This window comes from Paenibacillus sp. LjRoot56 (genome assembly GCF_964253335.1).
Lineage (GTDB): Bacteria > Bacillota > Bacilli > Paenibacillales > NBRC-103111 > Paenibacillus_E > Paenibacillus_E allorhizoplanae.
In genome coordinates, this window is the sequence record NZ_CAXURV020000003.1 from 429,537 (window position 1) to 452,517 (window position 22,981).

Here is a 22,981-nt window from a genome sequence, read left to right on the forward strand (position 1 = left end):
GCGGGTCGTTACCCCAAACAAACACCCCAGTTGAAATCCAACTGGGGCACTCTATTTCAATCCACTCGCTCAATCTTCACTGCGCATATCTTAAACTCCGGCATCCGACTCGTTGGATCCAAGGCATCATTCGTCAACACGTTGATCGAATGCTCGTCGCCCCAATGGAAAGGAACGAAGACGGTGCGAGGTTGAATTCCCTCGGTGACCTTGACTTGAAAAACAAGGGAGCCACGCCGGCTTGTGATCCGGATTTTTTGTTCCACGCTTAGGCCGATTCGCTTGGCCAAAGACGGATGAATTTCGGCAACCGGAACGGGTGTCTTCTTATTAAGAGCTTCGGTTCGGCGCGTTTGCGCACCGCTTAAATAATGGTTGGCCAGACGGCCCGTTGTGAGCACGAACGGAAAGTCGCTGTCAATAGGCTCTGCAGGCATTTTCGGCTGTATACCGAATAATATGGCTTTCCCATCCGCATGATGAAAACGATCTTGGAATAATTGCGGTGTTCCCGGATGGTCGGCTGAGCCACATGGCCAGAAGATCCCTTTCTCTTTTTGCAAACGTTCATAGGTGATGCCGCTATAATCGGCTTTGCCACCTGCGGTAGCTGCGGCTAGTTCACGAAACACGTCTTCAATACCCGCATATTGAAAGTAGGCGCCTCGTCCTAGCGCATCAGCTAGTTCGCTGATAATGTGATAGTCGAGTTTACAATTTCCCGGAAGCTCCATGGCTTTCCTGCGATGGAACACTCGCCCCTCCAGGTTGGTCATGGTCCCCTCCGCTTCAGCAAAGGATGAACCAGGCAACAAATAATGCGCATACCGTGCCGTTTCGGTCTCGAACATATCTACGACCACGAGTAATTCTAGCTTTTGTAAGGCACGCTCTACCATCTTATTATTCGGGCTAGAAACTAGTGGATTAGAGCCCAGTACGATTAATGCTTTAATTTCACCTTCATCGATTTTCTGCAGCAATTCATAGGCGGAAACACCTTTGCCTGGCAGCTCACTTGGATCGATGCCCCATACTTTCGCCACATGTTCACGCGCAGCAGGATCTTCGATCAAGCGGTAGCCTGGCAGCTGGTCGGCTTTTTGCCCATGCTCACGTCCACCTTGGCCGTTTGCTTGACCAGTCACAGCGCCATAGCCGCAGCCAGAACGCCCTATTTTACCCGTGAGCAGTGTCAGGTTAATGTAATTGAGTGTATTCTCAACCCCATTCACTTGTTGCTCCAAACCTCTTGCTGTTAGCACGATCCCCGTCTCTGCCTTCGCAAAGCCGCGTGCAATTGTACGAATCACCGCTTCAAGTACGCCAGTTAAATATTCAACGCGAGCTGGTGTGAAAGATTTGACTGCTTCTTTCACTTGTTCAAAACCAGATGTACGTGATTGAACGAACTTCTGATCTATGAGGTTCTCGGCAATCATGACATGAAGTAGCCCATTAATGAAGACGGAGTCAAAACCAGGTTGAAGTCTCACATGGATATCTGCCGTCTTGGAGGTCATCGTATTGCGCGGATCAATGGTCACAATCACGGCGCCTTTTTTCTTTGCTTCTAATAGATAAGGCATCATCGTAGGCTGGCACTCCGCAATATTCGTGCCCGCTAGAATGATATATTTCGCATTAGGAATTTCCGATAAAGGCATCGTCATCCCACGATCAATACCGAAAGCTTTATTACTAGCAGCCGCAGCTGATGACATACAATAACGACCGTTATAATCGATGTATTTGGACCTAAGCGCCACACGCGTAAACTTACCAAGTAAGTAACTCACTTCATTCGTCAACGATCCGCCGCCATAGACGCCAATCGCATCACGCCCATGTTCAGCCTGCAACGATGTAATCCTCTTCGCAATATCTGAATACGCATGAGCCCAGGAAACCGGTTGCCATTGGCCTACTCTTGCGGCTTCCCTATGAAGCGGCTCCAGAATTCGTTCCGAATGAACGACATGCTCCAAAGCATTCAGACCTTTTTGACATAATCGGCCTGTTGCAACTGGGAAATTCGCGCTCGGCTTAATCGTTAAACCTTCTGTCTTATCACTGGGTAGTATCTCCAATCCACACTGCATACTGCAAAAGCAACAATGGGAGGAGGGCTGTTCATCCGATAATGTGACCAGTGCTGTTTTCAACGCTCCCACCCCCGCAGATTAAGCTCTCTTTATAAGTACATAAGGGTTATATAAGGGCTAACTAGCCATTTCATTATTGATTGGAAATCCGATATAAACATTTCCGGCATCATCCACTTTAGTCAGGTACGTTTTCACGCAGCCTGTATCTGGCGCTTGCACGAGTCCGGAAGGCAAATGGATCTTGCGATCATGCATAGGGCAGAACACGTGGTCATCACAGACGATGCCTTCGGCAAGAACGCCCTCTTTATGCGGACAACGGTTCTGAATCGCTTGAAGCTTACCGCTTTTTAATTTGAATAGGGCAACCTCTTCTCCTTGATATCGGATCGTCCTCCCTGTATTAAAGGCTAAATCCTCATAAGAAACGGCTTGCACCCAAATCATTTGCTCATTTTGTGTTATCATCTTCTCTGCTCCTCCCTGGTATATCTCTCTATTTCTATTTCAGTTCAACAACTTCATATAGATCGCGTTGGATTTTCTTGCTATCAATGGCTTGCTTCCATGGATCTTGTGTCACGGATAGCGCCAAATCCATGCGTTCACACAATTGCTTACGCTCTTGGTCATTTTGGACAACATCACGAATATGATCGATTCCTAGACGGTGTACCCACTCACTCGTACGCTCGCCATATTTACCCGTTTCGCGGTAGTATTGCAGATAAGCTTCTGTATATTCGATGATCTCTTCTTCGGTCTTCACCGTGCTCATCAAATCACCTACGCGGACTTTTACGCCACCGTTACCTCCCGCATACAGCTCCCAGCCACCATCGACAGATACGACTCCTAGATCTTTAATTCCGGATTCCGCACAATTTCGTGGGCAACCCGATACGGCAAGTTTCACTTTGGCTGGTGTATTCAAGCGTTCAAAACGTTTCTCCAACTCGATACCAACACCCATCGCATCCCCTGTACCGAAACGGCAGAAGGTTTCGCCGACACATGTTTTCACTGTCCGTAAGGCTTTCCCGTAAGCATATCCTGATGGCATATCCAATGCTTCCCACATGGCGGTCAAGTCTTCTTTTTTCACACCTAGCAAGTCGAGTCGTTGTCCTCCCGTAAATTTCACTGTAGGTACGTTGAATTGTTCAGCAACCTCTGCGATACGCTTAAGCTCCGTCGGATTCGTAACACCGCCATAAATACGTGGAACAACGGAGTACGTACCGTCCTTTTGAATATTGGCATGCATACGCTCATTGACGAATCGGGACGTGCTGTCATCTTTATACGTTTCAGGGCTAATCATACCCAAGTAATAATTGAGTGCTGGACGGCATTTGGAGCAGCCCTCTTCATTTTTCCATTCAAGAACGTTCATCACTTCGCGTACATGGGATAAACCTTTTTCCCGAATAGCCGTCACAACTTCATCCCGCGTGTGTGTTGTACAGCCACAAATTGTTTCTTTCGCAGCGTTTTTATCATAAGAAGCCCCAAGGGTGAAAGCTAACAGATCACTGACTAATGGCTTACAGCCTCCACAGGAACGTGATGCCGTTGTACAGTTCTTCACTTCATCTACAGTCGTTAAGCCCTGATCCTTAATGGCGGAACAAATCGTCCCTTTCGTTACACCGTTACAACCGCAGATAATCGCGTCATCCTTCATCTCTGCAACCCCGGAAGCCGCACCACCACCGCCACTCGAACCGTCCGTTAGAATCGCCGTTTTTCCCATACCGCTAATATCTGTTTCTTCTCGAATCATTTGCATAAGTCGCGTACCATCAGCTGTATCACCAAAGAGTACGGCACCGATAATTTTATTATCTTTAATAACGACTTTCTTATAGACACCAGAGAATTCATCGTGAATTCGAATCGCTTTGGTTCCTTCCGCCTCAACGAATTGACCGCCTGAGAATACATCAACACCGGATACTTTGAGCTTCGTGTACAAAATAGAGCCTTCATACGGGCCTGTTTCTACGCCTGCCAAATGCTTTGCCAGAACGGCACCTTGCTCATAGAGCGGTGCAACTAGACCATAGGCGATGCCTCTGTGCATCGCACATTCACCAACGGCATACACATTCGGAACGCTAGTTTGCAAGTAATCATTCACAATAATGCCTGGATTACACTCAACGCCAGCTTCTTTCGCAAGGGCTACATTAGGACGAATACCTACCGCCATGACGATTAGATCCGCTTCAGCTATCGTGCCATCCTTAAACTTGAGGCCGGTTACCCGTTTGTCTCCCACAATTTCTGCCGATTGTTTCTCCAATAGGAAGTTGATTCCTTGCTCTTCCAAAGCAGCTTGCAGCATTTTGGATGCTGTCCGATCCAGTTGACGCTCCATAATCGTATCGACGATATGAACGACATCGACTTTCATACCGAGATTGAGGAAGCCACGCGCTGCTTCTAAACCCAGCAAACCGCCGCCGATGACGATCGCTTTCTTGTACTTTTTAGCCGACTCAATCATGATTTCACAGTCGCGTATCGTTCTATAGGCCATAACGCCTTCTTTGTCTGCACCTGGCATAGGAATCATGAATGGATTAGAACCCGTTGCCAAAATTAATTTATCATAAGAAACGGTCAAGCCTTTATCGCTCGTGACGGTTTGAGCCAGTGTGTCGATGCCCGTGATGGTTTGATTCGTATATAATGTAATGTTATTGTTCGTATACCATTCATAAGGGTGGATAACGATATCCTCAACCTTTGAATCGCCGGAGAGCACATAGGACAACAAGATTCTATTGTAGTTCGGATGCGGTTCACTACCGAAAATCGTAACCTCATATTTATCGGGTGCCAGTTTTAGTAAATGTTCAACGGCATTAACACCCGCCATTCCATTTCCGACCAGGACTAGCTTCTCTTTTTTGACTGTCATTGTGATCATCCTTCCATCCATTTACTATGGCATTCAAATGAATTTGAGTAGTTGTGAGAAAAAAGGGTCATTTAGGAGCAGGGCCCCCAAATGACAAATTTGGGATATGGAGCTTGAGCAGTTCGATTGTTCGAAAGAACTGCAAAGACGCTAGTCGTAACGTCTTTGCCCATACAGCCTGATGAGCAGGCTGCATGAGCAAAAACCTTACTGGATGTGCCGCTGACCACGTAGAATCAGCGGCGTTCCCTGCTTATGTTAAGCCTGAATCGTATCCATGCTCGAAGACGCTACTTTCACCTTGCCGCCTTCGCCAATCCATGTACGTTTCCATTGCCCTTGAACAACCGCAATAATGACGATACAACTAAGTGCAATTCCACTGAGAATCAGGAAGCCTGGTGTGAAAGAACCCGTGGATAATTTCAGGTTTCCAAGGATTTTAGGCAAGAAGTAACCACCTAATCCCCCTGCTGCTCCAACAATTCCTGTCATCACACCAATTTCCGCTTTGAAACGCTGTGGCACGAGTTGGAATACCGAACCATTTCCCATTCCGAAGGCCATCATAGCAACGAAGAGCATGACTGTCGTCAATGAAAGTGCTGGAAGCGTCGAGATACCTGCCATCATTAAACCAACAACGCCATATAGAACCATTAACATTCGAATTCCGCCAATCTTATCTGCAAGCCATCCACCAACGGGACGGAAGAAGCTGCCGCCGATGACGCATAAAGTTGTAAAGTCTGCAGCACGCACAGGAGAAAGCCCATATTGTGTATTAAAGAAAATCGTAAGATAAGATGCCATTCCTACAAAACCACCGAAAGTTACACTATAGAAAATACAGAACAACCACGAATCTTTCTGTTTCAATACTTTACCGTACTCTGCAATCGTTTTTGGTGCTGGTTTATTGGGACTATCCTTTGCCAAAATACTAAATATGACAAGCGTTATTGCAATTGGAATCATGGCAATTCCGAAAACAACGTGCCAATCTCCATAATGTTGTGCTAAACGATTTGCAAACAAGGTAGCGAAAATCGTCCCGCTATTTCCTGCACCTGCAATCCCCATTGCTAATCCTTGATACTGTGGCGGGTACCAGCTGCTAGCGAGCGGTAGTGCTGCAGCAAAGCTTGCTCCTGCGATACCTAGCATTAGAGCTACAAAATACATATCTCCCATCGTGTTAGCGAACTGCCATCCCCAGAATAATGGAATTAAGGTAAGAGAAAGACCAATCTGTCCTGTTAGTTTAGGACCAATTTTATCCGTTAGTACGCCAAGTACTAGTCGTAGGACCGCCCCCCCTAAAGTTGGTAAAGCAACCAAATTGGCTTTCTGTGCGGCATCCAACCCAAAATCTTTGGCTAGGATGACAGCTAGCGGTCCAAGAAGCACCCAGACCATGAAGCTCATGTCAAAATACAAGAATGAACTGAACAAAGACCCTTTGTGCCCCACTTGCATAAAACTTTTCCGATCTACCATGCAATCCCTCTCCTTTTGTGAGGCTTTTCGCCTTCTTTTTGTCCTATCCATTTTCTTGACTGCACGTTGACAGAAAAGGCCGACAAACATACCCTATCAGTCACGGGATGTTTATCGGCCTCATTGCCACTGCTGCCACTTCCTCGTGAACAGCATGATAGATGTAGTTTTTTCATTACATTGAACATAAAAAGCCTATCCAGTTACGTATTTGTAAGGGGATAGGCGCCGTTGCCTTCGTTAAGTGGCACATCATTGTGCCGATTTCTTAACTTGATTATACGATGCACTTAATTCTATGTCAATAAACTTAACACAAAAAATTATTTCAGAGAATTTGAGTAGCATATCGACAAATTTCAGGTGCATATGCTATAGTATTGCCGTATAATAATACCAAATAAGATCTAAACCTAACATGTACTTGTCATGAGTTAAAGTTATTCAAGATGGAGGTATTCCCATGTTGCAATCATTCATTCTGGTCGACGAGTTCATGACAACTCGCTCAGCTACCTCCTCTGAGCCCTCACATGCTGTTCGAACGGAAGACATGCAAGGAAAAGAATTTTTACCTGATGAAATCATGAAGGATTTGGGGTTCCGCATTTATACTTCATCTAATATGAAAGAAATTTCCTTTATCATCCCTAAGGTCGATGCTGTATTATTATCAGTAGGTCCCGAACAAGTCACAGATTGGCGTATACGCTTGCTTGCACAGCGGAGTCTTCCCATATTCTGGTGGTGTGATACGCAAACTTTTCCTTCTAATGAATGTAAGATGGATGCGGGAATAGATGGCTTGATCGGTCCCACGATGAGCCCACTAGAAATTCATTGTGCGTTGATACTGGGTGTGAACCATTATTTCCAACGAACCGAGTGGCATCAGGAGCGCGAACAACTGCTGTCCAAGCTTGAAGAACGTAAGTGGGTTGATCAGGCGAAGCGAATTTTATGCGAAATCAAAGGCATCTCGGAAGCTGAAGCTTATGATTTCCTCCGTAAACAAGCTATGAATGAACGTAAGCGTATGGTCGACGTCGCAACCTCCATCGTCAAGGTATATCAGATACTACAGGATCAGAACAAAGGGGGCCGCAAACGATGATATCCTTATTAAAAGAAGTAGGCCGCGGTAAACGCGGAGCCAGAGACCTTACCTATGAAGAAGCGGCTCAAGCAGCCGAACTCATCCTAACCGGTGCAGCCACCCAAGCTCAGATCGGCGCTTTTCTTGTAGCTGAGCGAATTAAAATGGAATCACCTGATGAAATCAAAGCCTTTATTCATGCCTTACGACAACGTATCAGCACTTATCCCATGGCAGGAAGTATCGACTGTGCCGGTCCCTATGATGGTCGCACTCGCACATTTATCGCAACATTACCAACTGCATTCGTACTCGCAGCCTGCGGATTGCCAACAACTTTGCATGGCAGCCCTAGCATGCCTCCTAAATGGGGCATCACCTTGTCCGATGTGCTTACAGCAATGGGGGTAAATGCACTTGAAGCATCACGTGAAGCATTAGTTTCTGCTGCGGCGCGAACAGGCTTCTTATTCACACCGACCGAAAGCTGGTGTGAACCGCTTGGCCAGCTGCGCGAAATTCGTAAAGAACTCGGTTTGAGAACCGTGTTCAATACGGCGGAGAAGCTGTTGCGTTTTACAGAAGCTCCCTATATGGCTGTTGGTGTGTTTCACGGCACTGTTTTTGAGAAAATCACGAATTTGCTCATTGAATTAGGTGTTTCTCGCGGTATTGTGGTGCAGGGTATGGAGGGCTCAGAGGACTTAGGTGTCGATAAACGTACAAGAACCTACCTTATCCAAGACGGGGCAAGTGAGTTATTCATTGTAGATCCTGAAATTTATGAGCTGATGGTTGAAGTGCCAGCCCAGGAATGGACGGCTGAATTGCAAGCAGAGACTACACTTTCTGTCCTTCGCGGCGATGCTCCACTCCCCTACTTAAATATGGTACTGCTCAACAGTGCTGTCCGTTTGTGGATTTCCCAGAAAGCTGGCTCCATTGAAGAAGGCATCTATATGGCCCGTCATGCGATTGAGCAAGGTGCAGCACTCCAGAAGTACACAGAATGGACCGAAGCAATTAAACCTGTATCTGCCACATAAGCATCGTTGAAACAAAAAGGACGTAATGAATGCTCACGCATTCGTTACGTCCTTTTTCCTATGTTGTCTATTTACCAATAAACTGTTGGGTGAACATTTTACCGCACGGCCCGCCATCTACAATGCCGATACCAATATGCGTGTAATCTTTGCTAAGTATATTCGCTTTATGTCCTGGAGAGTTCATTAAAGCTTCATGAGCTGCTTGAACGCCTTGGTTACAAGCAATGTTCTCCCCTGCTGCATTATACGTAATTCCGAATTTCTCCATCATATCGAATGGTGAACCATACGTTGGTGAGTCATGGGAGAAATATTTGTTATCCACCATATCTTGGCTTTTTAGACGGGCTGTTTTGGTCAACTCTAGATCAGCTGTAAGAGCAGCGAGACCAATAGCCGTTCGCTCTTTATTCACAAGATCCAGCATTTGCTGCTCTTCTACCGTTAATCCTGACGTTGAGGGAACCTGTGGTGCAGGTGTTGGACTCGGTATATCCGGCGCCGGTGTTGGTACTGGCGTTGGCGTTGGCGTCGCCTTCTTGGGAATCTTCAAATTACCATAAGCCCACAGGATGGATTGTAAGGTTTGATCATCAACATTTCCCGTTACTGGCAAACCATATCTACTTTGAAACGCTTTAACCCCAGCTTGTGTTTGATTGCCATAATAGCCTGTAATCGGTCCCGAGTAGTAACCAAGAGACTTCAACATCCCTTGAACCGCGTATACATCTGGGCCTTTTGCACCTTTGCCATACGCAAAAACAGTCGTTGTGGAAGCACTGAACAAGACCACACAGATGAGGACTATCCAGATCAACCTCTTTTTGCCTTGTAACATGCGTTACGTTCACTTCCCGTCGTCTTCAGTATCTTCGTCACAAGATGGACGATAAGGGTAGCATTTCCTTCAAGTTGATCTTTTATCCAAATCATGAAAATTCTATCTACCTAATCCCTTATTTACATATATCAATCAGAAGATGGAATTCTACACTTTAGGTATTTCTCCGACTGTAGTCTGAGTTGAAACCATCCCACAGCCATATTCGCATTAAGATTGATACCGTTATACTTGTGCCTAGAGAAATAAAGAGATAGATCATGAAAGGGGAGCGAGTCGTGTGACATGGTTTACGAAATGGGCTTTTAGTAACAAAGCAGCAGTCATTTTTTTGGTGATATTAATTTTAGGCACGGGAATCGGTAGTTATTTTAAATTGCCGATGGAATTTCTCCCAAGTGCAGATTTCCCACAGATTAGTGTTACGGTCGTCGGCCAAGGCTACGATGCCAAATCCATGCTAGATAGTGCAACTACACCTATAGAGAAAGCTGTCTCCAGTGTGCCGGGTAAGAAAGAAATATTCTCCACATCATCCGACGGCTTCATGAAAATTGATATGACATTTGATTCGGATATTAAAATGAAGGATGCCCAAGCTAGCGTGCAAGAAGCGATCTCCTCGATTGTTCTCCCTGCGGGGATGTCGAAGCCTTTCGTTATTCGATTAAATACCTCAATGATTCCACTCTCCTGGGTATCCCTTAACTTCAAAGATGGCATCACCAAGCAAAATGTTGAGCTAGCACAAGAGAAAATATTACCTGAGTTTCAGAAAATCAGAGGACTTGCTAGCGTAGCGCTTGGCGGCACGTCCGTATCCCAGGTGATTATTCACCCTGATAAAGATAAGCTGGCTAGTGCCAAATTGCCTGCTCAGGTGCTGATGGGTGTCCTTCAAGGGCAGAACGTAACTGTCAATGTCGGTGAAAGGCCCATCGATGGCAAAACAAGTGCCATTAAGGTCGTGGGGAACCTAGACGATCTCGATACGCTTACTAATTTAACCGTAGCACCTGGCGTCAAGTTAAAAGATGTTGCGACTGTTGAAGTTGCTGCAAACAAAGATACACTGACCCGTATTAACGGCAAAGATTCCCTTACCTTGGTAGTAACCAAGGATGCTAGCTCCAATGCGGTTGATATCAGTAAGGAAGTAGATAAAATCTCAGAAGAAATCGCAACGAAATACCCGAATGCAACGGCAGAAGTAATTTACTCTACAGCAGAATCCGTCGTCACTTCCGTGAATAGTATGATGCGAGAAGTGTTGCTTGGCGCCTTATTTGCCACCATCGTAATTCTGATTTTCCTTAGAAATATTCGTTCTACGTTCATTACAATTGTGTCTATCCCTCTTTCACTTGGATTAACCTTGTTCTTGCTTTCCCAATCTGGTGTAACACTGAATATCTTGACCCTTGGCGGGGTCGCAGTAGCCGTAGGGCGGCTCGTGGATGATAGTATTGTTGTTATCGAAAATATCTTCCGAAGAACCCAGAAGTCGGAGTTCTCCAAGGAATTAATCCTTGATGCAACGCGTGAGGTCGCTAGAGCGATTACTGCTTCTACCTTAACAACCGTTGCAGTGTTCCTACCACTGGGACTTTTGAAAGGCTCCTTGCAAGCCTTCCTGCTCCCTTTTGCCTTAACCGTAACGTATTCCCTGCTTTCCTCCTTGCTGGTTGCATTAACCGTCGTTCCTCTGATGAGCGCTTGGTTACTTCGCAATACGAAATTAAAGGAACATAAAGAGTCGCAGGGTCTGAAAAGGATCTTATCCTGGAGCTTGAATCATAAGTTCATCTCCATTCTTGTTTCGCTTATTCTGTTTGGCGGTTCGATTGCTCTATACTTCGTCATGCCAAAAGGTGCAGTTGCAGGTTCCACAGCAAGCCAGTTGAGTGTCACGCTTTCCTACGCACCTGAAACTCCGATTTCTACCGTGCGCGAAAAAGCAATGGAATTAGAAAAATTCATGCTCGAACAAAGTGAGCTTGATCATCTTATTCTGCAACAAGGAAATACCGAAGATAATGCCAAATGGGGCAGCGTCGCGCCTCCAACAATCGCAACCTTCCAAGTATTTATGAAGAAAGATGTGGATACACAGCACTTTATCGACCAGGTTCTCACTCAAAAATCCAAATATCCGGACGCTGACTTGCAAGCAGGCGGCGGTGGCTTCGATGGTAGCAGCGGTTCCGCGATTACCGTTGATTTAACGGGAGATTCCGCCAAGAGCTTAGATCAAGCTGCAGCGGATGTCATTGCGGCAATTAAAGGTATTGAAGGTGTTGAGAAAGTTACGAGTAATCAAAATGTAACCAAACCTGGCTATTCGATTACAATTGATCCCGCTCTGGCTAAACCTGAGGAAATTGCAGGTACAATTCGCTCTCTGATGAACCCAACACCCATTGGTTCGATGAAGCTGGAGAACAAAGAAATACCTGTTGTGTTAGATGCTTTAATTAATCCTTCAACGGTTTCCGACCTATCGAATATTCAAATCATGACAGCAACGGGTCCAGCCGCCTTGACCTCCGTTGCGAAGATCGAAAAAACAAATGAGTCCAACACGATCCTTCATAAGGATAGTCAACAATTCTTGCGTGTGACGGCACTCGTAGACTCAACTAAACTATCCAAAATCAACACAGAGATCACGAAAAACACCAAAGATCTCAAGCTTCCAGCCCATATTGCTTTGAGCGTTGGCGGAGCATCTGCTGAGCAATCCAGTGATTTTGCCGACTTGTTCATGACCATGGGAATCTCCATTGGAATCGTACTGCTGATCATGGTCATCACGTTTAAATCCTTCCGCGCACCAATCGCGAGCATGGTATCCCTTCCTTTTGCGGCCGTCGGTGCGATTGTCGGGATGATGATCACCAAAACATCCTTCGACGTTACGTCGATCTTCGGATTCTTGATGCTGATCGGTATCGTCGTCACGAATGCCATCGTCTTGATTGATCGTGTGAAGCAAAACGAAGAACACATGACTATTCGTGAATCCTTGCTTGAAGCCGCGGCTACACGGATGCGTCCGATCTTGATGACAGCCGTAGCTACCATTTGTGCGATGGTGCCGCTTGTTCTTGCCAAAGCCGAAGAAGGCAGCATCGTTTCCCGAGGCTTAGCAGTAGTGGTTATCGGCGGTCTGACTTCAGCAACGATCTTCACGTTGATCATGGTCCCAACGGTATATGAACTTCTGCATGCTAGAAAAGCAAAACGTCAAAGAAGATATCTTGGAACGGTTCGATAATCGCGCTAACGTCAACAAAAAAGGCGAGCAAGCTGATATTCAGCTTACTCGCCTTACCTATTTTCAATTAATAAACGTCACGTTGGTAACGCCCTTGCTCTTGCAAGCCATTCAAATAGGCTTCAGCCTCTTCGCGGCTCAACTTACCTTCTTTTTCAATGATGTCAATTAAGGTGTTGTGAACATCCTTCGCCATGTTTTGTTTATCGCCACACACATAGAAGTAAGCTCCGCCTTCTAACCAAGCGAATAGCTCGTGGCTATTCTCCTGCATTTTATTCTGCACATACACTTTCTGCGCCGTATCACGGGAGAAGGCTACATCGATTTTGGTCAACGCGCCCGCCTGTTGATATTGCTCCAGCTCTTTCTGATACAGATAATCTGTCGCTGAACGCTGGTCACCAAAGAACAGCCATGCTTTGCCTGCCGCTTTGCTCACCGCACGCTCTTGGATAAAGGAACGGAATGGCGCAATTCCTGTACCAGGACCTACCATGATGATATCCTGCTCCGACGACTCCGGCAGGTTAAAATGTTTATTCAGTTGAACAAAGACAGGAACGGTAGCTCCTTCGTTCAGGCGCTCTGCACACATCACGGAACATACACCTTTGCGCTCGCGGCCGTGCGCCATGTAGCGAACAGCACCGATCGTGAGGTGAACTTCCCCCGGATTGGCTGCAAAACTGCTTGCAATGGAATATAGGCGTGGCGGCATTTTTCTTAATAAAGCGACAATTTCGTGTACGGAAGCTTTCCAAGGTCCAAATTCACTTAGTAAGTCAAGCAAATCGCGGCCGTCTGTATAAGCCTTCAGCTGCTCTGTATCTGCCACAAGCTGCTTCAACGCTTCATTATCGGAAAATTCAGCGGCTTGCTGAACGATTTTCTTAGACAACAGCGTAAGCTCGAAATGCTTCAAAAGCGCTTCTTTCAAAGGGAGCGTTTCGTTCTGTTTATTAATGACAACCGCTGTGTCCGCATCCCATTTCATAACCTCAAGGATACCAGCGACCAACTCCGGATCGTTGTCAGGTACTACACCTAAGCAATCGCCAGGCACATAGGACAAGCCAGAGCCTTCAAGCGAAAGCTCAATATGGCGTGTTTCTTTTGTGGAGCCTTCACCGTTTAAATTAATATTTTTCAACACTTTCGCTTGAAACGGATTGGTTCTGGAAAACAAGGATGGTACTTTTTCGACATCAGTAACTTGCATTTCTCTTCACCCCAGAAGAATTTTTATTATTTAGAATAGCACATGCCGCTCAACTTAGAAATGTTTTTTAATTAACCATATTATGAATTTTTAACTTTTTCCAAAAAATTAAACAATTTGTCTAAATTAAAAAACCAATTCATGTAAATAATACGACGCAACCTTAACAAATGTGAGAATTTTTCAGTACATTCTTCTTCATCCTCCCATTGACAAAGCACACAGCCATATCATAAACTAAACTTAGTACCAAGTACTAATATCTAGTGCTAATTTTTTTTCAAACTAAATCCCAAAGGAGTGTTCCGCATGTCTTCCTCCACCCCCTTGCAAGCCCGAATTTCAGCCATTGGCACCTATGTGCCTGAGCATATTTTGACGAACGATGAGCTTTCCCGCATGGTCGATACGAACGATGAATGGATCGTGCAGCGGACAGGAATTCGAGCGCGCCGAATAGCTGGAGCACATGAGTTCTCCAGCCATTTATGTATAGCAGCCGTGCAAAATTTGGTCGATCGATACCCAAATTCCCTTGACGATGTAGACCTTATCATCGTGTCCACACATACACCAGATTTACCATCAACACCAGTTGCGTGTCAGGTTCAAGCCCACTTCGGTATCCAGGCTGCAGGAGCCTATGATCTCAATGCGACGTGTGCTGGATTCGCTTATGCACTTCACACCGCAAGTGCGCTTGTGGCTGCCGGCGTACATCACAAAATACTCGTGATCGGTGGCGACGCCTTATCCAAGATCACAGATTACTCAGACCGATCCACCTGCATCCTATTCGGCGATGGCGCTGGCGCCATAGTTGTTGAACGCGAAGAAGCTAAGCCGGCATTCCTCGCTTATCATATGGGATCTGATGGCACAGGCGCTAAACATGTGTACCGGACGGGACTGGCGACAGAGCTGAATGGCGATCCGTTGCTAGGGGAAGGGAAGCTTGTACAGAACGGGCGTGAAGTATACCGATTCGCTGTTTCTACCGTACCACAGGGCATCGAGGTGCTGCTGCAAAAAAGCGGCTTGCCGCTCGCGGCGATTGATTGGTTCATCCCTCATAGCGCAAACCTGCGCATGATAGACTCCATCTGTGAAAAGAGTGGGATCTCGATCAACAAAGCGTTGTACAGCCTTGAATACTTCGGAAACACTTCCGCAGCTTCGATCCCACTTGCGCTGGATTTGGGGATAAGAGAAGGAAAAGTTAAGGTTGGCGACAACTTGTTACTCTATGGATTTGGCGGGGGTTTGACGCACGCAGGTTTAATCGTACGTTGGGGTTAAGTAAATTTGCATTCGCTTTGTTCGTACTTGTGTGTGTGTGTGACTACACATTTTTATTCAACCATGGCTTAGCCGGCTTGCCATTGACACGCTTTCGAGTAGGCTGCTTCGTTAATTTCAACATCAACGCATGCTGATAATCACTTATCGACTTCAGATTATCCGCGACATGACCAGCGAGCTGTTCAGAACCCTCTACGTGGTCCGCTACAGATTCAATTATTCTGCATAACGCTCGCTGGCTTCTGGCCAGCGAGATCAACATATGCAACTCCACGCGTTCCCGATTCCATTCCTTCACAGCTTCCCATCCTCGCCAAACGGAAGCAGGCTGCCGAATTCCATAGCGTCGTCGGACCCTAAGCCTAATGCGGAACCTGAAGGATGTTTCCCAAGTAACGCCTTCATCTGGTGATTTAGCGCATTTTCCATCTTCGTTAAACCATCTATCAGTTCAATGACACTCTCATGTATTTGGCCAGTTACTTTCATTTTATGGTCATGGCCCTCCAGATTTGTCGTATTGATATGCTGACAAATCCAGTTTTGCGACTTCGACGCTTCAACGACTCTTGCTTCCAGCATCAGACTTATTTCATATTGCAGCTTGGCTGTCGCATCTAACATTTGCATATAAAGATCCGTTCTATCCAATGTCATTCCCTCTATTCCTCATCAGTTACATGGATTTCCTTCATAACTAATTCCGTTTGCATCGCCATAGCTTCTTCCAATTCAGCGAGGCTGTTTAAATAAGTAGTTACATTTTTGGTTAGTTGTAAAGCCCGCTTCTGCAGCATATCCAATCCAGCAAACTCAGGATGAGAATCCGGCAGATCTCCTGCAATTGCCGCCATTTGCGTAGACACATGCCGATGTGTTTCCAATATTCGTCCCATTTGGCTATGTGAAGCTGCAATATGAGAAATAATTTGCGTCACCCGCTCCTCCACACTTACTCCTCCTACAACCTTTTTCACTCTACGTTATGCCGCTGATAGTGAAACGGTGCCTAAATAAACTGAAAGGGATCGACGCCCCATTTATGGATAAATTTCTTACGATTGCGTCGCAGCAGCAAGAGCTTAGATCGACGGCTATTTTTTCGAAAACTAACACTTCCACGATGATAAACGAAGCAATCGCCTGCTATGAGCAGCTGAAAGCCCGCTAATCGCGCACGGTAGGAGAAGTCATCATCCTCATAATATCCGGGTGCAAATCGTTCATCCAACACGCCTACCTGCTCAACTAGCTTCCGCTTAAATAGTAAACAGAAGCCAACCAAGCGTTTCGTTTCCCGCCATTTCCTAGGATTTACATGATTATAGATGTGGGCCATGTTCGAAATACCAGTGAAAGGGACACGAATTTTTTGTTTGCCATTGACATAGTTAGAGACGGGACCTACCATCCCTACCTCTTCTCGACTGTATAAGCAGTTCAGTAACATGGGCAGCCAATTAGGGGTGACGATTGTATCGTTATTCAAGAGCATTAACGAGTCACCTTCCGCAAAAAGCAAACCGTAATTGCATGCAGCTGGAAAACCGAGATTGGCTGGCAGTGCCACAAACTTGATATTTTCATTGCGGCAGTAAGTCGATGTTCCGTCCCCAGAGCCATTATCCACAACTATAATTTCATAAGGCACGGATGTATGCTGGCGGATAGATGTGACACAGGCTTTCAGCAAAGGTAGACCGTTAAACGTTGGAATTATGATGCTCGTTAATTGCAAGTTCATGCCTCCTTACTAAGGTGCCATTTTCAATTCCTAATGCTACATTTTGAATACACGGAAGCAGCTCATCCGCATTTACAACCTTGTCCCCTTCTATGAAAAGCAAGAAATCTGACCGCGATACCCTCGCAGCCAAAGCTCTTGCGGCCTCTGGTTCGATTCTTTGAGGATTATGAATAATAATGGCACGGGAATGACTTCTAACCATATCTAACGTACGGTCTACAGAGCCATGTACAATGACGATAATCTCCATAAATGGTAAACGTCCCAATGGCTCCAACACATGCTCGATCGTTCCTTCTGCGTTGGAAGCTAGGATGATCGCACCGACAGGGTGGACACTTGTCCTATTTACTCGAGCAAAAGAACTTTTACGCTTAGGAATGAATCGGCGTTTTGGTTTCTTTAGGAGTTTTCGTTTGCTTCCCTTCCTTAAGAAAACCTGCCCCCTCATCCGCTTGTTTCTATTAAGTTTAAGCAACTGGGCTCACCTCATGACTTCACTTTAAGCAATCGTTGGATTCGTAAGCTCCCATGTATATCCTTCTGCGAAGCCAACACCGTAGCTCGCATTGTAAGCTTCATTGAAGGCTCGGTCATAGGCCAGTTGGGCTCTCCTGGCTCTTGGACTTTGGATAATACGGCGCGGGACTTTGCGGCGACGAGCTATGATTCGACTCCCCTTACGTCTAGGAAATCGGATCAGACGACGAACTAATCTGCGGTTTCCCTTTCGCCTTGCGAGTGGCCTCAACCGACGAATGGCACGTCCCTTTTTTCTAATAAGGTTACGCTTTTTTAGACCTACCTTTCTTGGCGATCCCACTCGCTTCTTTCGAATCTTTCTGCTTATGGTCAGCTTGTGAACCTTCCTTTTCGTGATCAATTTCTACACCTCATCTTTCTAAAATGATTCTCTTCAAGTCAATTTCATTAACTTCATTGTTCAGCCTTTATCTAGGCCCAAATATGATGGAAAGCATCGTAATTAGTCGATTGGTATAGGTATGATCTCGCATCGTACGGTAGAGCCCACGCATGGCTATTTGCTTACGTTCCTCTTCATGAGTTAAATAATGATTCATTTTGTGAAGCATTTCTTCTGTGGAGGCATACGTCACGATATCATAGTCTGGCGTATAGAAATTGACTAAATCATCCCGAATGTCCGTCAATTGAAAAGCCCCACAACCGGAAATTTCAAATGTTCGCGGATTAGGAGAGGCGCCGGTAATTCGACGAGAGTTGTGGTTATACGATTGGTCATCGAAAGCTCTATGCATATTAATAACGATATTCGCCCCATTGTAGAACGTGGCGGTTTGATCTGGCGACATCCACGTATTCAATTGAATTTGAGGTGCAAGAAGGCGATATTTCTTCAACCGTTCCCACCAAATTCCTGAGATAATGATACGTTTGCTCGCTAAAAATGGTGTAATCTGATTGAACACGCCAACGCGGTTCCAGTAAGCCGAGCCAATAAAACAAATATCGCGGTGGACACCTTTTGGCACTGGTCTTGGTCGAAACATTTCCGGTTGAAAGGCTAGAGGTAAATAATGAACCTGCTGACATCCCATCTCCCGATATAACTGTACACAATTCACTTCTAAGGTAAATAAATAATCATAGTGCCTCGCATAGGAAGCGGTAATATCCGTGTAATAGGGATCATCAGTTAGCCATATAGCAGTCCGAATCCCCATATGGCGAACCCGATCAACAACATCCAAGGAGAGATTCATCCCCTCTAAAACAATCATCACATCAGGTCGGTACCTCGCTGCAAGCGTTTCGACATTGGCTTTTGGATTCCCGATACGGATCAGATCCTTGTCACAGTTTCCTATAATCAACTCGCGAACTATAGGCCGAAGGCAGTTAATAACAGCGAGATCCAATGGCTCGTAAGGGTACCCTTTGCCCGATGTAACAAACAGCACACGTACGTCCCAGACAGGACTTGGCGCACGGTCACGAGCCGCTTTTTGCATGATCGCTTCACATTGTCCCATCCTGACTCCATTAGCGCGACCTAATTGATTCCCATCAGCAAGTCCGCGCTCCCGAGCATGCGCACTATTGATAAAACTCACACCCCTCACTCCCTTCTAGGCAAATACAATGTCCAACAACTTAACTAAACGATTTGCGAACGAATGTTCCATCCGTGTTCTTCTCATCCCATTAATCGCAATACGCAATCGATCTTCCTCATGAATTAAATAATGACTTAGTTTATGAAGAAGCTCTCCCGTATGTTGGAAGGTTTCGATTTCATGTCCAGGTCGATAGTGCTGCTCCAGATCATGGCGATAATCCGTTATTTGCAAGGTTCCACATCCCGCGATCTCATAGGTTCTCGGATTAATGGAATATCCCGGTAAATTTCTGCTATTTTTATTGTAGGTTGCATCATACGTAAGTCGGTGAATATTCAGGACGATTTTGGCACCATTGTAATACTTCACTGACTCTTCGACCGGAACGCCCTCTAACTTAATCCCTCGTTGAAGCAAGGCGAAGCGATCTAAACGATCCCATAATCCCCCAGCAATAACCACTTTTCTCCCTATCAAGAAGGGAGTTAACTCATTGAAGAGAGCAATTCGGTTAGGGAAGCCCGTACCTATAAAGCAGATATCGCTTCGGTAGTTAGGGCTAATATGCTGAGGTTTAAACACAGTTGGGTTAGCCGCCAAAGGCAAGTAGTGAACTTGCCTGCAGCCTATCCCCTGATAGAACGGTACACAAGACATTTCATGCGTGAATACATAATCATAGTGAGGGGCTAATGCGTCTGTCTGATCAGTAAAATAGGGATCGTCCGCAAACCAAATGGCGGTTCGAATCCCCATCTGTCTTACTTGATCCACATGATTAGCATGATCATTAGGGAAAACATGAAGCCCATTCATGACAAGCACCAGATTTGGTTTAAGCTCATTCGCTAATCGGAGCATATCCGCAGCCGTGGCTGTGTATACAACTCGGACTGTTTGTTGGAGACCATGAATTATTCCTTTGTCAATGGCATCGAAGATACCCTGAACAATAAATAAAACACTAGCATCTCTCAGCGGTGTGGGTGCTGGATAGCAGGTGTCGAGAGCATATTGGCATCTCCCCATTCGAAAGCCACTTTCTCTTCCAGCTTGAAATCCCTGAATGCGCCCTTCCGCTATGCGGTTACGAATTACCATGTATCTTTCACCCTCTTAGCCCTAACTGCTGTATCGTAATAATCTACCTGTAGAAAGAAATCCAGTGCCGTTCGCCAATCTCGCAAAGGCTCAAACCCATTGCTTTGCATAGCATTGTGTGCAAATGCGGTATACATAGGTCTTGCAGCTGGTGCTGGCGGGAAAGCGTGCGTAGGCACAGGATTCAGGGAAATATGCGCCATGCCAGCCGCTTGGAGGATATGCAATGCGAATTCATATCTGGAGCATACGCCTTGATTCGAGGCATGATAGAGACCATATCGGTCCGTTTCAATAATCTCACGAATGAAAATGGCCAGATCCAAGCAATAGGTCGGCGAGCCAAATTGATCATCCACGATGGATAGAGTCAGATTCTCGCGCGCCTTCTCCAGTACTTTAGTTACAAAATTCATTCCTTTCTGACCATATAACCAAGAGGTTCGTACAATAAAATGCTTCATGCAAGTCATGGCAACGAATTTCTCCCCAAGAAGCTTGGATTGTCCATAGCTATTGAGCGGATTGGGTACATCCGTCTCTTTATAGGGACTTCGCTTCGTGCCATCGAATACATAATCCGTACTGACATAGACGAGCTTGGCCCCAACGATCGCACAAGCCTGCGCAAGATGAAGAGCACCCAAAGCGTTCACTTGATAGGCAGACTCCTTCTCGAATTCAGCTCTATCTACATTGGTATAGGCAGCAGCATGAACAACAACATCCGGTCGTTCGTTCAACAGCTTCTCCATAACCTCTTGTTCTTGTCTAACATCCAATTCCGATTTCCCCCAAGAGATAACTTCATGCATCGGGCTCAGCACTCGCTTAAGGTCATATCCTAACTGCCCCCCGGCACCTGTAATAACGATTTTCACCTGTGATCAGCTTCTTTATCTACACGGTACGAACCGTCTGCAATACGGGCGCACCACTCGTTTTCACTTACATACCACTCTAGTGTCTTTTGCAGGCCCTTCTCAAATGAGTAAGCCGGTGTCCACCCTAACTCGCGACGTATCTTCGAGCTATCGATGGCGTATCGCCGATCATGTCCAAGCCGATCCGCCACATATCGTATTAAAGATTCAGGTTTGCCCAGCAGCTTCAAAATGCTCTGGACAACTTCCAAATTCGTTCGCTCATTCTGACCACCAACGTTGTAGACCTCTCCCGGCACACCAGCTTCAATCACACGTTCAATGGCAGAGCAATGATCGTCTACATATAACCAGTCTCGTACATTCAGCCCATCACCATATAGGGGTATCGTTTCATCGCGCAGTGCACGTGTAATCAAAAGTGGGATTAGCTTCTCTGGAAATTGGCGGGGACCATAATTGTTGGAGCAACGTGTAATCACAGCAGGAAATCCATACGTCTCATAGTAAGCTCTTACTAGCAAATCAGAGCCTGCTTTACTAGCTGAATATGGCGAATTCGGCGCAATTGGTGTTACTTCACTGAAAGCTCCTTCAGCCCCTAGTGATCCATACACTTCGTCTGTGGATATATGAATAAACTTCTTAACCTGACCTTGACGTGCGGCCTCAAGCAAGATTTGAGTGCCAACCACATTCGTTCTTACAAAACTGCCAGGGTCATGAATACTTCGATCTACATGGGATTCAGCGGCAAAGTGAACAACCACATCAATGCCTTGCATCAGTTTCATCATGAGCGCCTCATCACCAATATCACTTTGCACAAATTGATAGCCAACTTGACCATCAAACAGCCTAGCATTTTCCCTATTCCCTGCATACGTAAGTAAATCAACATTAATTATTTGATCATCTGGATGATGTTTTTTCCAGTAATGAATAAAATTACTTCCTATAAAACCCATACCTCCTGTCACAAGCAATGACTGCATTAGCTGTACCCCTTTCTAACTAACAGCGTGGCTTGAAAGAGCGATTCATGCGTGCCCGCGTCAATCCACCAACCTGTCAAGAACATATGAGCGAGCGTGCCTGTGGCTGCATACACATTATTGACATCTGTGATTTCCATCTCGCCTCTTGCTGAAGGTGATTGTGATTTAATAATCTCAAAGACAGAAGAGTCATATAAATAGATCCCCGTCACAGCAAATGGAGAGGCTGGATGCTCCGGTTTCTCTATAATGCGTTCAATTTGATTGTGCTTCATCGTTGCTACGCCATATCTACGAGGATCTTCCACCTCTTTTAAAATGACCATAGCCCCTTCATCCTGCTGGTAAAAGGTTTCAATCATGGGCTGAAGTGGATCTAGGAATAAATTATCTCCCAATATGACCACGAATTTCTCACCCTCCCCCACAAAATCCTCCGCCAATGCTAAGGCTTGTGCAATACCTCCTGCTTTCTCTTGAATCTTGTAGGTTAGATTCACTCCGAACAGGTCACCACTACCCAAGTAATCTACATATAAGCTCGCAGATTGTTTCCCAGTAATGACAAGAACATCCTGAATGCCTGCCTGACTTAGTTTATCAATGGCATATTGAATCATGGGCAGCTCACCAACTGGAAGTAAATGTTTGTTAATAATATGCGTTAAAGGGCGTAAACGACTTCCAGTTCCTCCTGCAAGTACGACACCTTTCACAAGTCATCCCCCTTCACGAACGTTCGTATGATTTCTTATGGTGCATAGTCACATCCATTTCTACTATCATATGCTTTCGTGATAGACGGAAATTGGACGATTACCC

21 protein-coding genes are annotated in these 22,981 nt (G+C 45.7%); 4 read left to right on the forward strand and 17 right to left on the reverse strand.

The genetic code is table 11. The features are described 5' to 3' along the window. Positions 1-56 precede the first annotated feature (56 nt). From ACSQ8O_RS20925 to ACSQ8O_RS20940, 4 genes are all read right to left on the reverse strand, one after another. On the reverse strand, positions 57-2,165 hold the full coding sequence (locus ACSQ8O_RS20925; protein ID WP_436243215.1) for a molybdopterin oxidoreductase family protein: 2,109 nt from the start codon (positions 2,163-2,165) through the stop codon (positions 57-59). A 57-nt stretch (positions 2,166-2,222) separates the two neighbouring features. Continuing rightward, complete coding sequence (gene nirD, locus ACSQ8O_RS20930) at positions 2,223-2,576, reverse strand: nitrite reductase small subunit NirD (RefSeq protein WP_436243216.1); 354 nt, start codon at positions 2,574-2,576, stop codon at positions 2,223-2,225. 34 nt (positions 2,577-2,610) lie between these two features. Then, positions 2,611-5,037: a nitrite reductase large subunit NirB gene (nirB, locus tag ACSQ8O_RS20935; RefSeq protein WP_056610266.1), complete on the reverse strand. Its 2,427-nt coding sequence runs from the start codon at positions 5,035-5,037 to the stop codon at positions 2,611-2,613. 258 nt (positions 5,038-5,295) lie between these two features. Beyond that, positions 5,296-6,537, reverse strand: coding sequence for a nitrate/nitrite transporter (locus tag ACSQ8O_RS20940; RefSeq protein ID WP_236292896.1), 1,242 nt, complete (start codon positions 6,535-6,537; stop codon positions 5,296-5,298). 463 nt (positions 6,538-7,000) lie between these two features. Here ACSQ8O_RS20940 and ACSQ8O_RS20945 point away from each other — a divergent pair, with 463 nt between their 5' ends. Further along, on the forward strand, positions 7,001-7,651 hold the full coding sequence (locus tag ACSQ8O_RS20945; RefSeq protein WP_236292897.1) for an ANTAR domain-containing response regulator: 651 nt from the start codon (positions 7,001-7,003) through the stop codon (positions 7,649-7,651). Further along, on the forward strand, positions 7,648-8,679 hold the full coding sequence (locus tag ACSQ8O_RS20950) for an anthranilate phosphoribosyltransferase (RefSeq protein ID WP_436243217.1): 1,032 nt from the start codon (positions 7,648-7,650) through the stop codon (positions 8,677-8,679). The genes ACSQ8O_RS20945 and ACSQ8O_RS20950 overlap by 4 nt, the downstream gene beginning before the upstream one ends. Positions 8,680-8,746: 67 nt before the next feature. On the opposite strand, the gene ACSQ8O_RS20955 is transcribed toward ACSQ8O_RS20950, so the two are convergent. Further along, positions 8,747-9,523, reverse strand: a complete 777-nt coding sequence (locus ACSQ8O_RS20955; protein ID WP_436243218.1) for a peptidoglycan-binding protein — start codon at positions 9,521-9,523, stop codon at positions 8,747-8,749. Between the two features lie 283 nt (positions 9,524-9,806). On the opposite strand from ACSQ8O_RS20955, the gene ACSQ8O_RS20960 reads away from it, so the two are divergent. Further along, positions 9,807-12,803, forward strand: a complete 2,997-nt coding sequence (locus tag ACSQ8O_RS20960) for an efflux RND transporter permease subunit (protein ID WP_436243219.1) — start codon at positions 9,807-9,809, stop codon at positions 12,801-12,803. A 67-nt stretch (positions 12,804-12,870) separates the two neighbouring features. Here ACSQ8O_RS20960 and ACSQ8O_RS20965 read toward each other — a convergent pair whose 3' ends face one another. After that, positions 12,871-14,025: a sulfite reductase subunit alpha gene (locus ACSQ8O_RS20965; RefSeq protein WP_436243220.1), complete on the reverse strand. Its 1,155-nt coding sequence runs from the start codon at positions 14,023-14,025 to the stop codon at positions 12,871-12,873. A gap of 309 nt (positions 14,026-14,334) precedes the next feature. Here ACSQ8O_RS20965 and ACSQ8O_RS20970 point away from each other — a divergent pair, with 309 nt between their 5' ends. Further along, complete coding sequence (locus ACSQ8O_RS20970; protein ID WP_436243221.1) at positions 14,335-15,324, forward strand: ketoacyl-ACP synthase III; 990 nt, start codon at positions 14,335-14,337, stop codon at positions 15,322-15,324. 43 nt (positions 15,325-15,367) lie between these two features. Here the strand turns inward: ACSQ8O_RS20970 and ACSQ8O_RS20975 are convergent, their stop codons facing one another. The 11 genes from ACSQ8O_RS20975 to ACSQ8O_RS21025 form a co-directional block, all read right to left on the reverse strand. Continuing rightward, complete coding sequence (locus ACSQ8O_RS20975; RefSeq protein WP_082595251.1) at positions 15,368-15,625, reverse strand: hypothetical protein; 258 nt, start codon at positions 15,623-15,625, stop codon at positions 15,368-15,370. Next, complete coding sequence (locus ACSQ8O_RS20980; RefSeq protein WP_436243222.1) at positions 15,622-15,984, reverse strand: hypothetical protein; 363 nt, start codon at positions 15,982-15,984, stop codon at positions 15,622-15,624. Before ACSQ8O_RS20980 ends, ACSQ8O_RS20975 begins: the two co-directional genes overlap by 4 nt. A gap of 5 nt (positions 15,985-15,989) precedes the next feature. Next, entirely contained in the window at positions 15,990-16,277 is a 288-nt protein-coding gene (locus tag ACSQ8O_RS20985) for a hypothetical protein (protein WP_056610251.1), read from the reverse strand. A gap of 59 nt (positions 16,278-16,336) precedes the next feature. After that, complete coding sequence (locus ACSQ8O_RS20990; RefSeq protein ID WP_436243223.1) at positions 16,337-17,065, reverse strand: glycosyltransferase family 2 protein; 729 nt, start codon at positions 17,063-17,065, stop codon at positions 16,337-16,339. Further along, a complete protein-coding gene (locus ACSQ8O_RS20995) occupies positions 17,031-17,552 on the reverse strand; it encodes a glycosyltransferase (protein WP_436243224.1) in 522 nt (173 codons plus the stop codon). Before ACSQ8O_RS20995 ends, ACSQ8O_RS20990 begins: the two co-directional genes overlap by 35 nt. A gap of 24 nt (positions 17,553-17,576) precedes the next feature. Next, a complete protein-coding gene (locus ACSQ8O_RS21000) occupies positions 17,577-17,957 on the reverse strand; it encodes a hypothetical protein (protein ID WP_056610244.1) in 381 nt (126 codons plus the stop codon). 67 nt (positions 17,958-18,024) lie between these two features. Next, positions 18,025-19,170 carry a CgeB family protein gene (locus ACSQ8O_RS21005; RefSeq protein ID WP_436243225.1) on the reverse strand — a complete coding sequence of 382 codons (1,146 nt, stop codon included), beginning with the start codon at positions 19,168-19,170 and terminating at the stop codon, positions 18,025-18,027. 15 nt (positions 19,171-19,185) lie between these two features. Then, the gene (locus ACSQ8O_RS21010) at positions 19,186-20,277 is read right to left on the reverse strand and encodes a CgeB family protein (protein ID WP_436243226.1); all 1,092 of its coding nucleotides are present in this window, start codon (positions 20,275-20,277) and stop codon (positions 19,186-19,188) included. Next, complete coding sequence (rfbD, locus tag ACSQ8O_RS21015) at positions 20,271-21,158, reverse strand: dTDP-4-dehydrorhamnose reductase (RefSeq protein WP_436243227.1); 888 nt, start codon at positions 21,156-21,158, stop codon at positions 20,271-20,273. The genes ACSQ8O_RS21010 and rfbD overlap by 7 nt, the downstream gene beginning before the upstream one ends. After that, positions 21,155-22,156 carry a dTDP-glucose 4,6-dehydratase gene (gene rfbB / locus ACSQ8O_RS21020; RefSeq protein WP_436243228.1) on the reverse strand — a complete coding sequence of 334 codons (1,002 nt, stop codon included), beginning with the start codon at positions 22,154-22,156 and terminating at the stop codon, positions 21,155-21,157. The genes rfbD and rfbB overlap by 4 nt, the downstream gene beginning before the upstream one ends. Continuing rightward, on the reverse strand, positions 22,156-22,875 hold the full coding sequence (locus ACSQ8O_RS21025; protein ID WP_436243229.1) for a sugar phosphate nucleotidyltransferase: 720 nt from the start codon (positions 22,873-22,875) through the stop codon (positions 22,156-22,158). Before ACSQ8O_RS21025 ends, rfbB begins: the two co-directional genes overlap by 1 nt. Positions 22,876-22,981 lie beyond the last annotated feature (106 nt).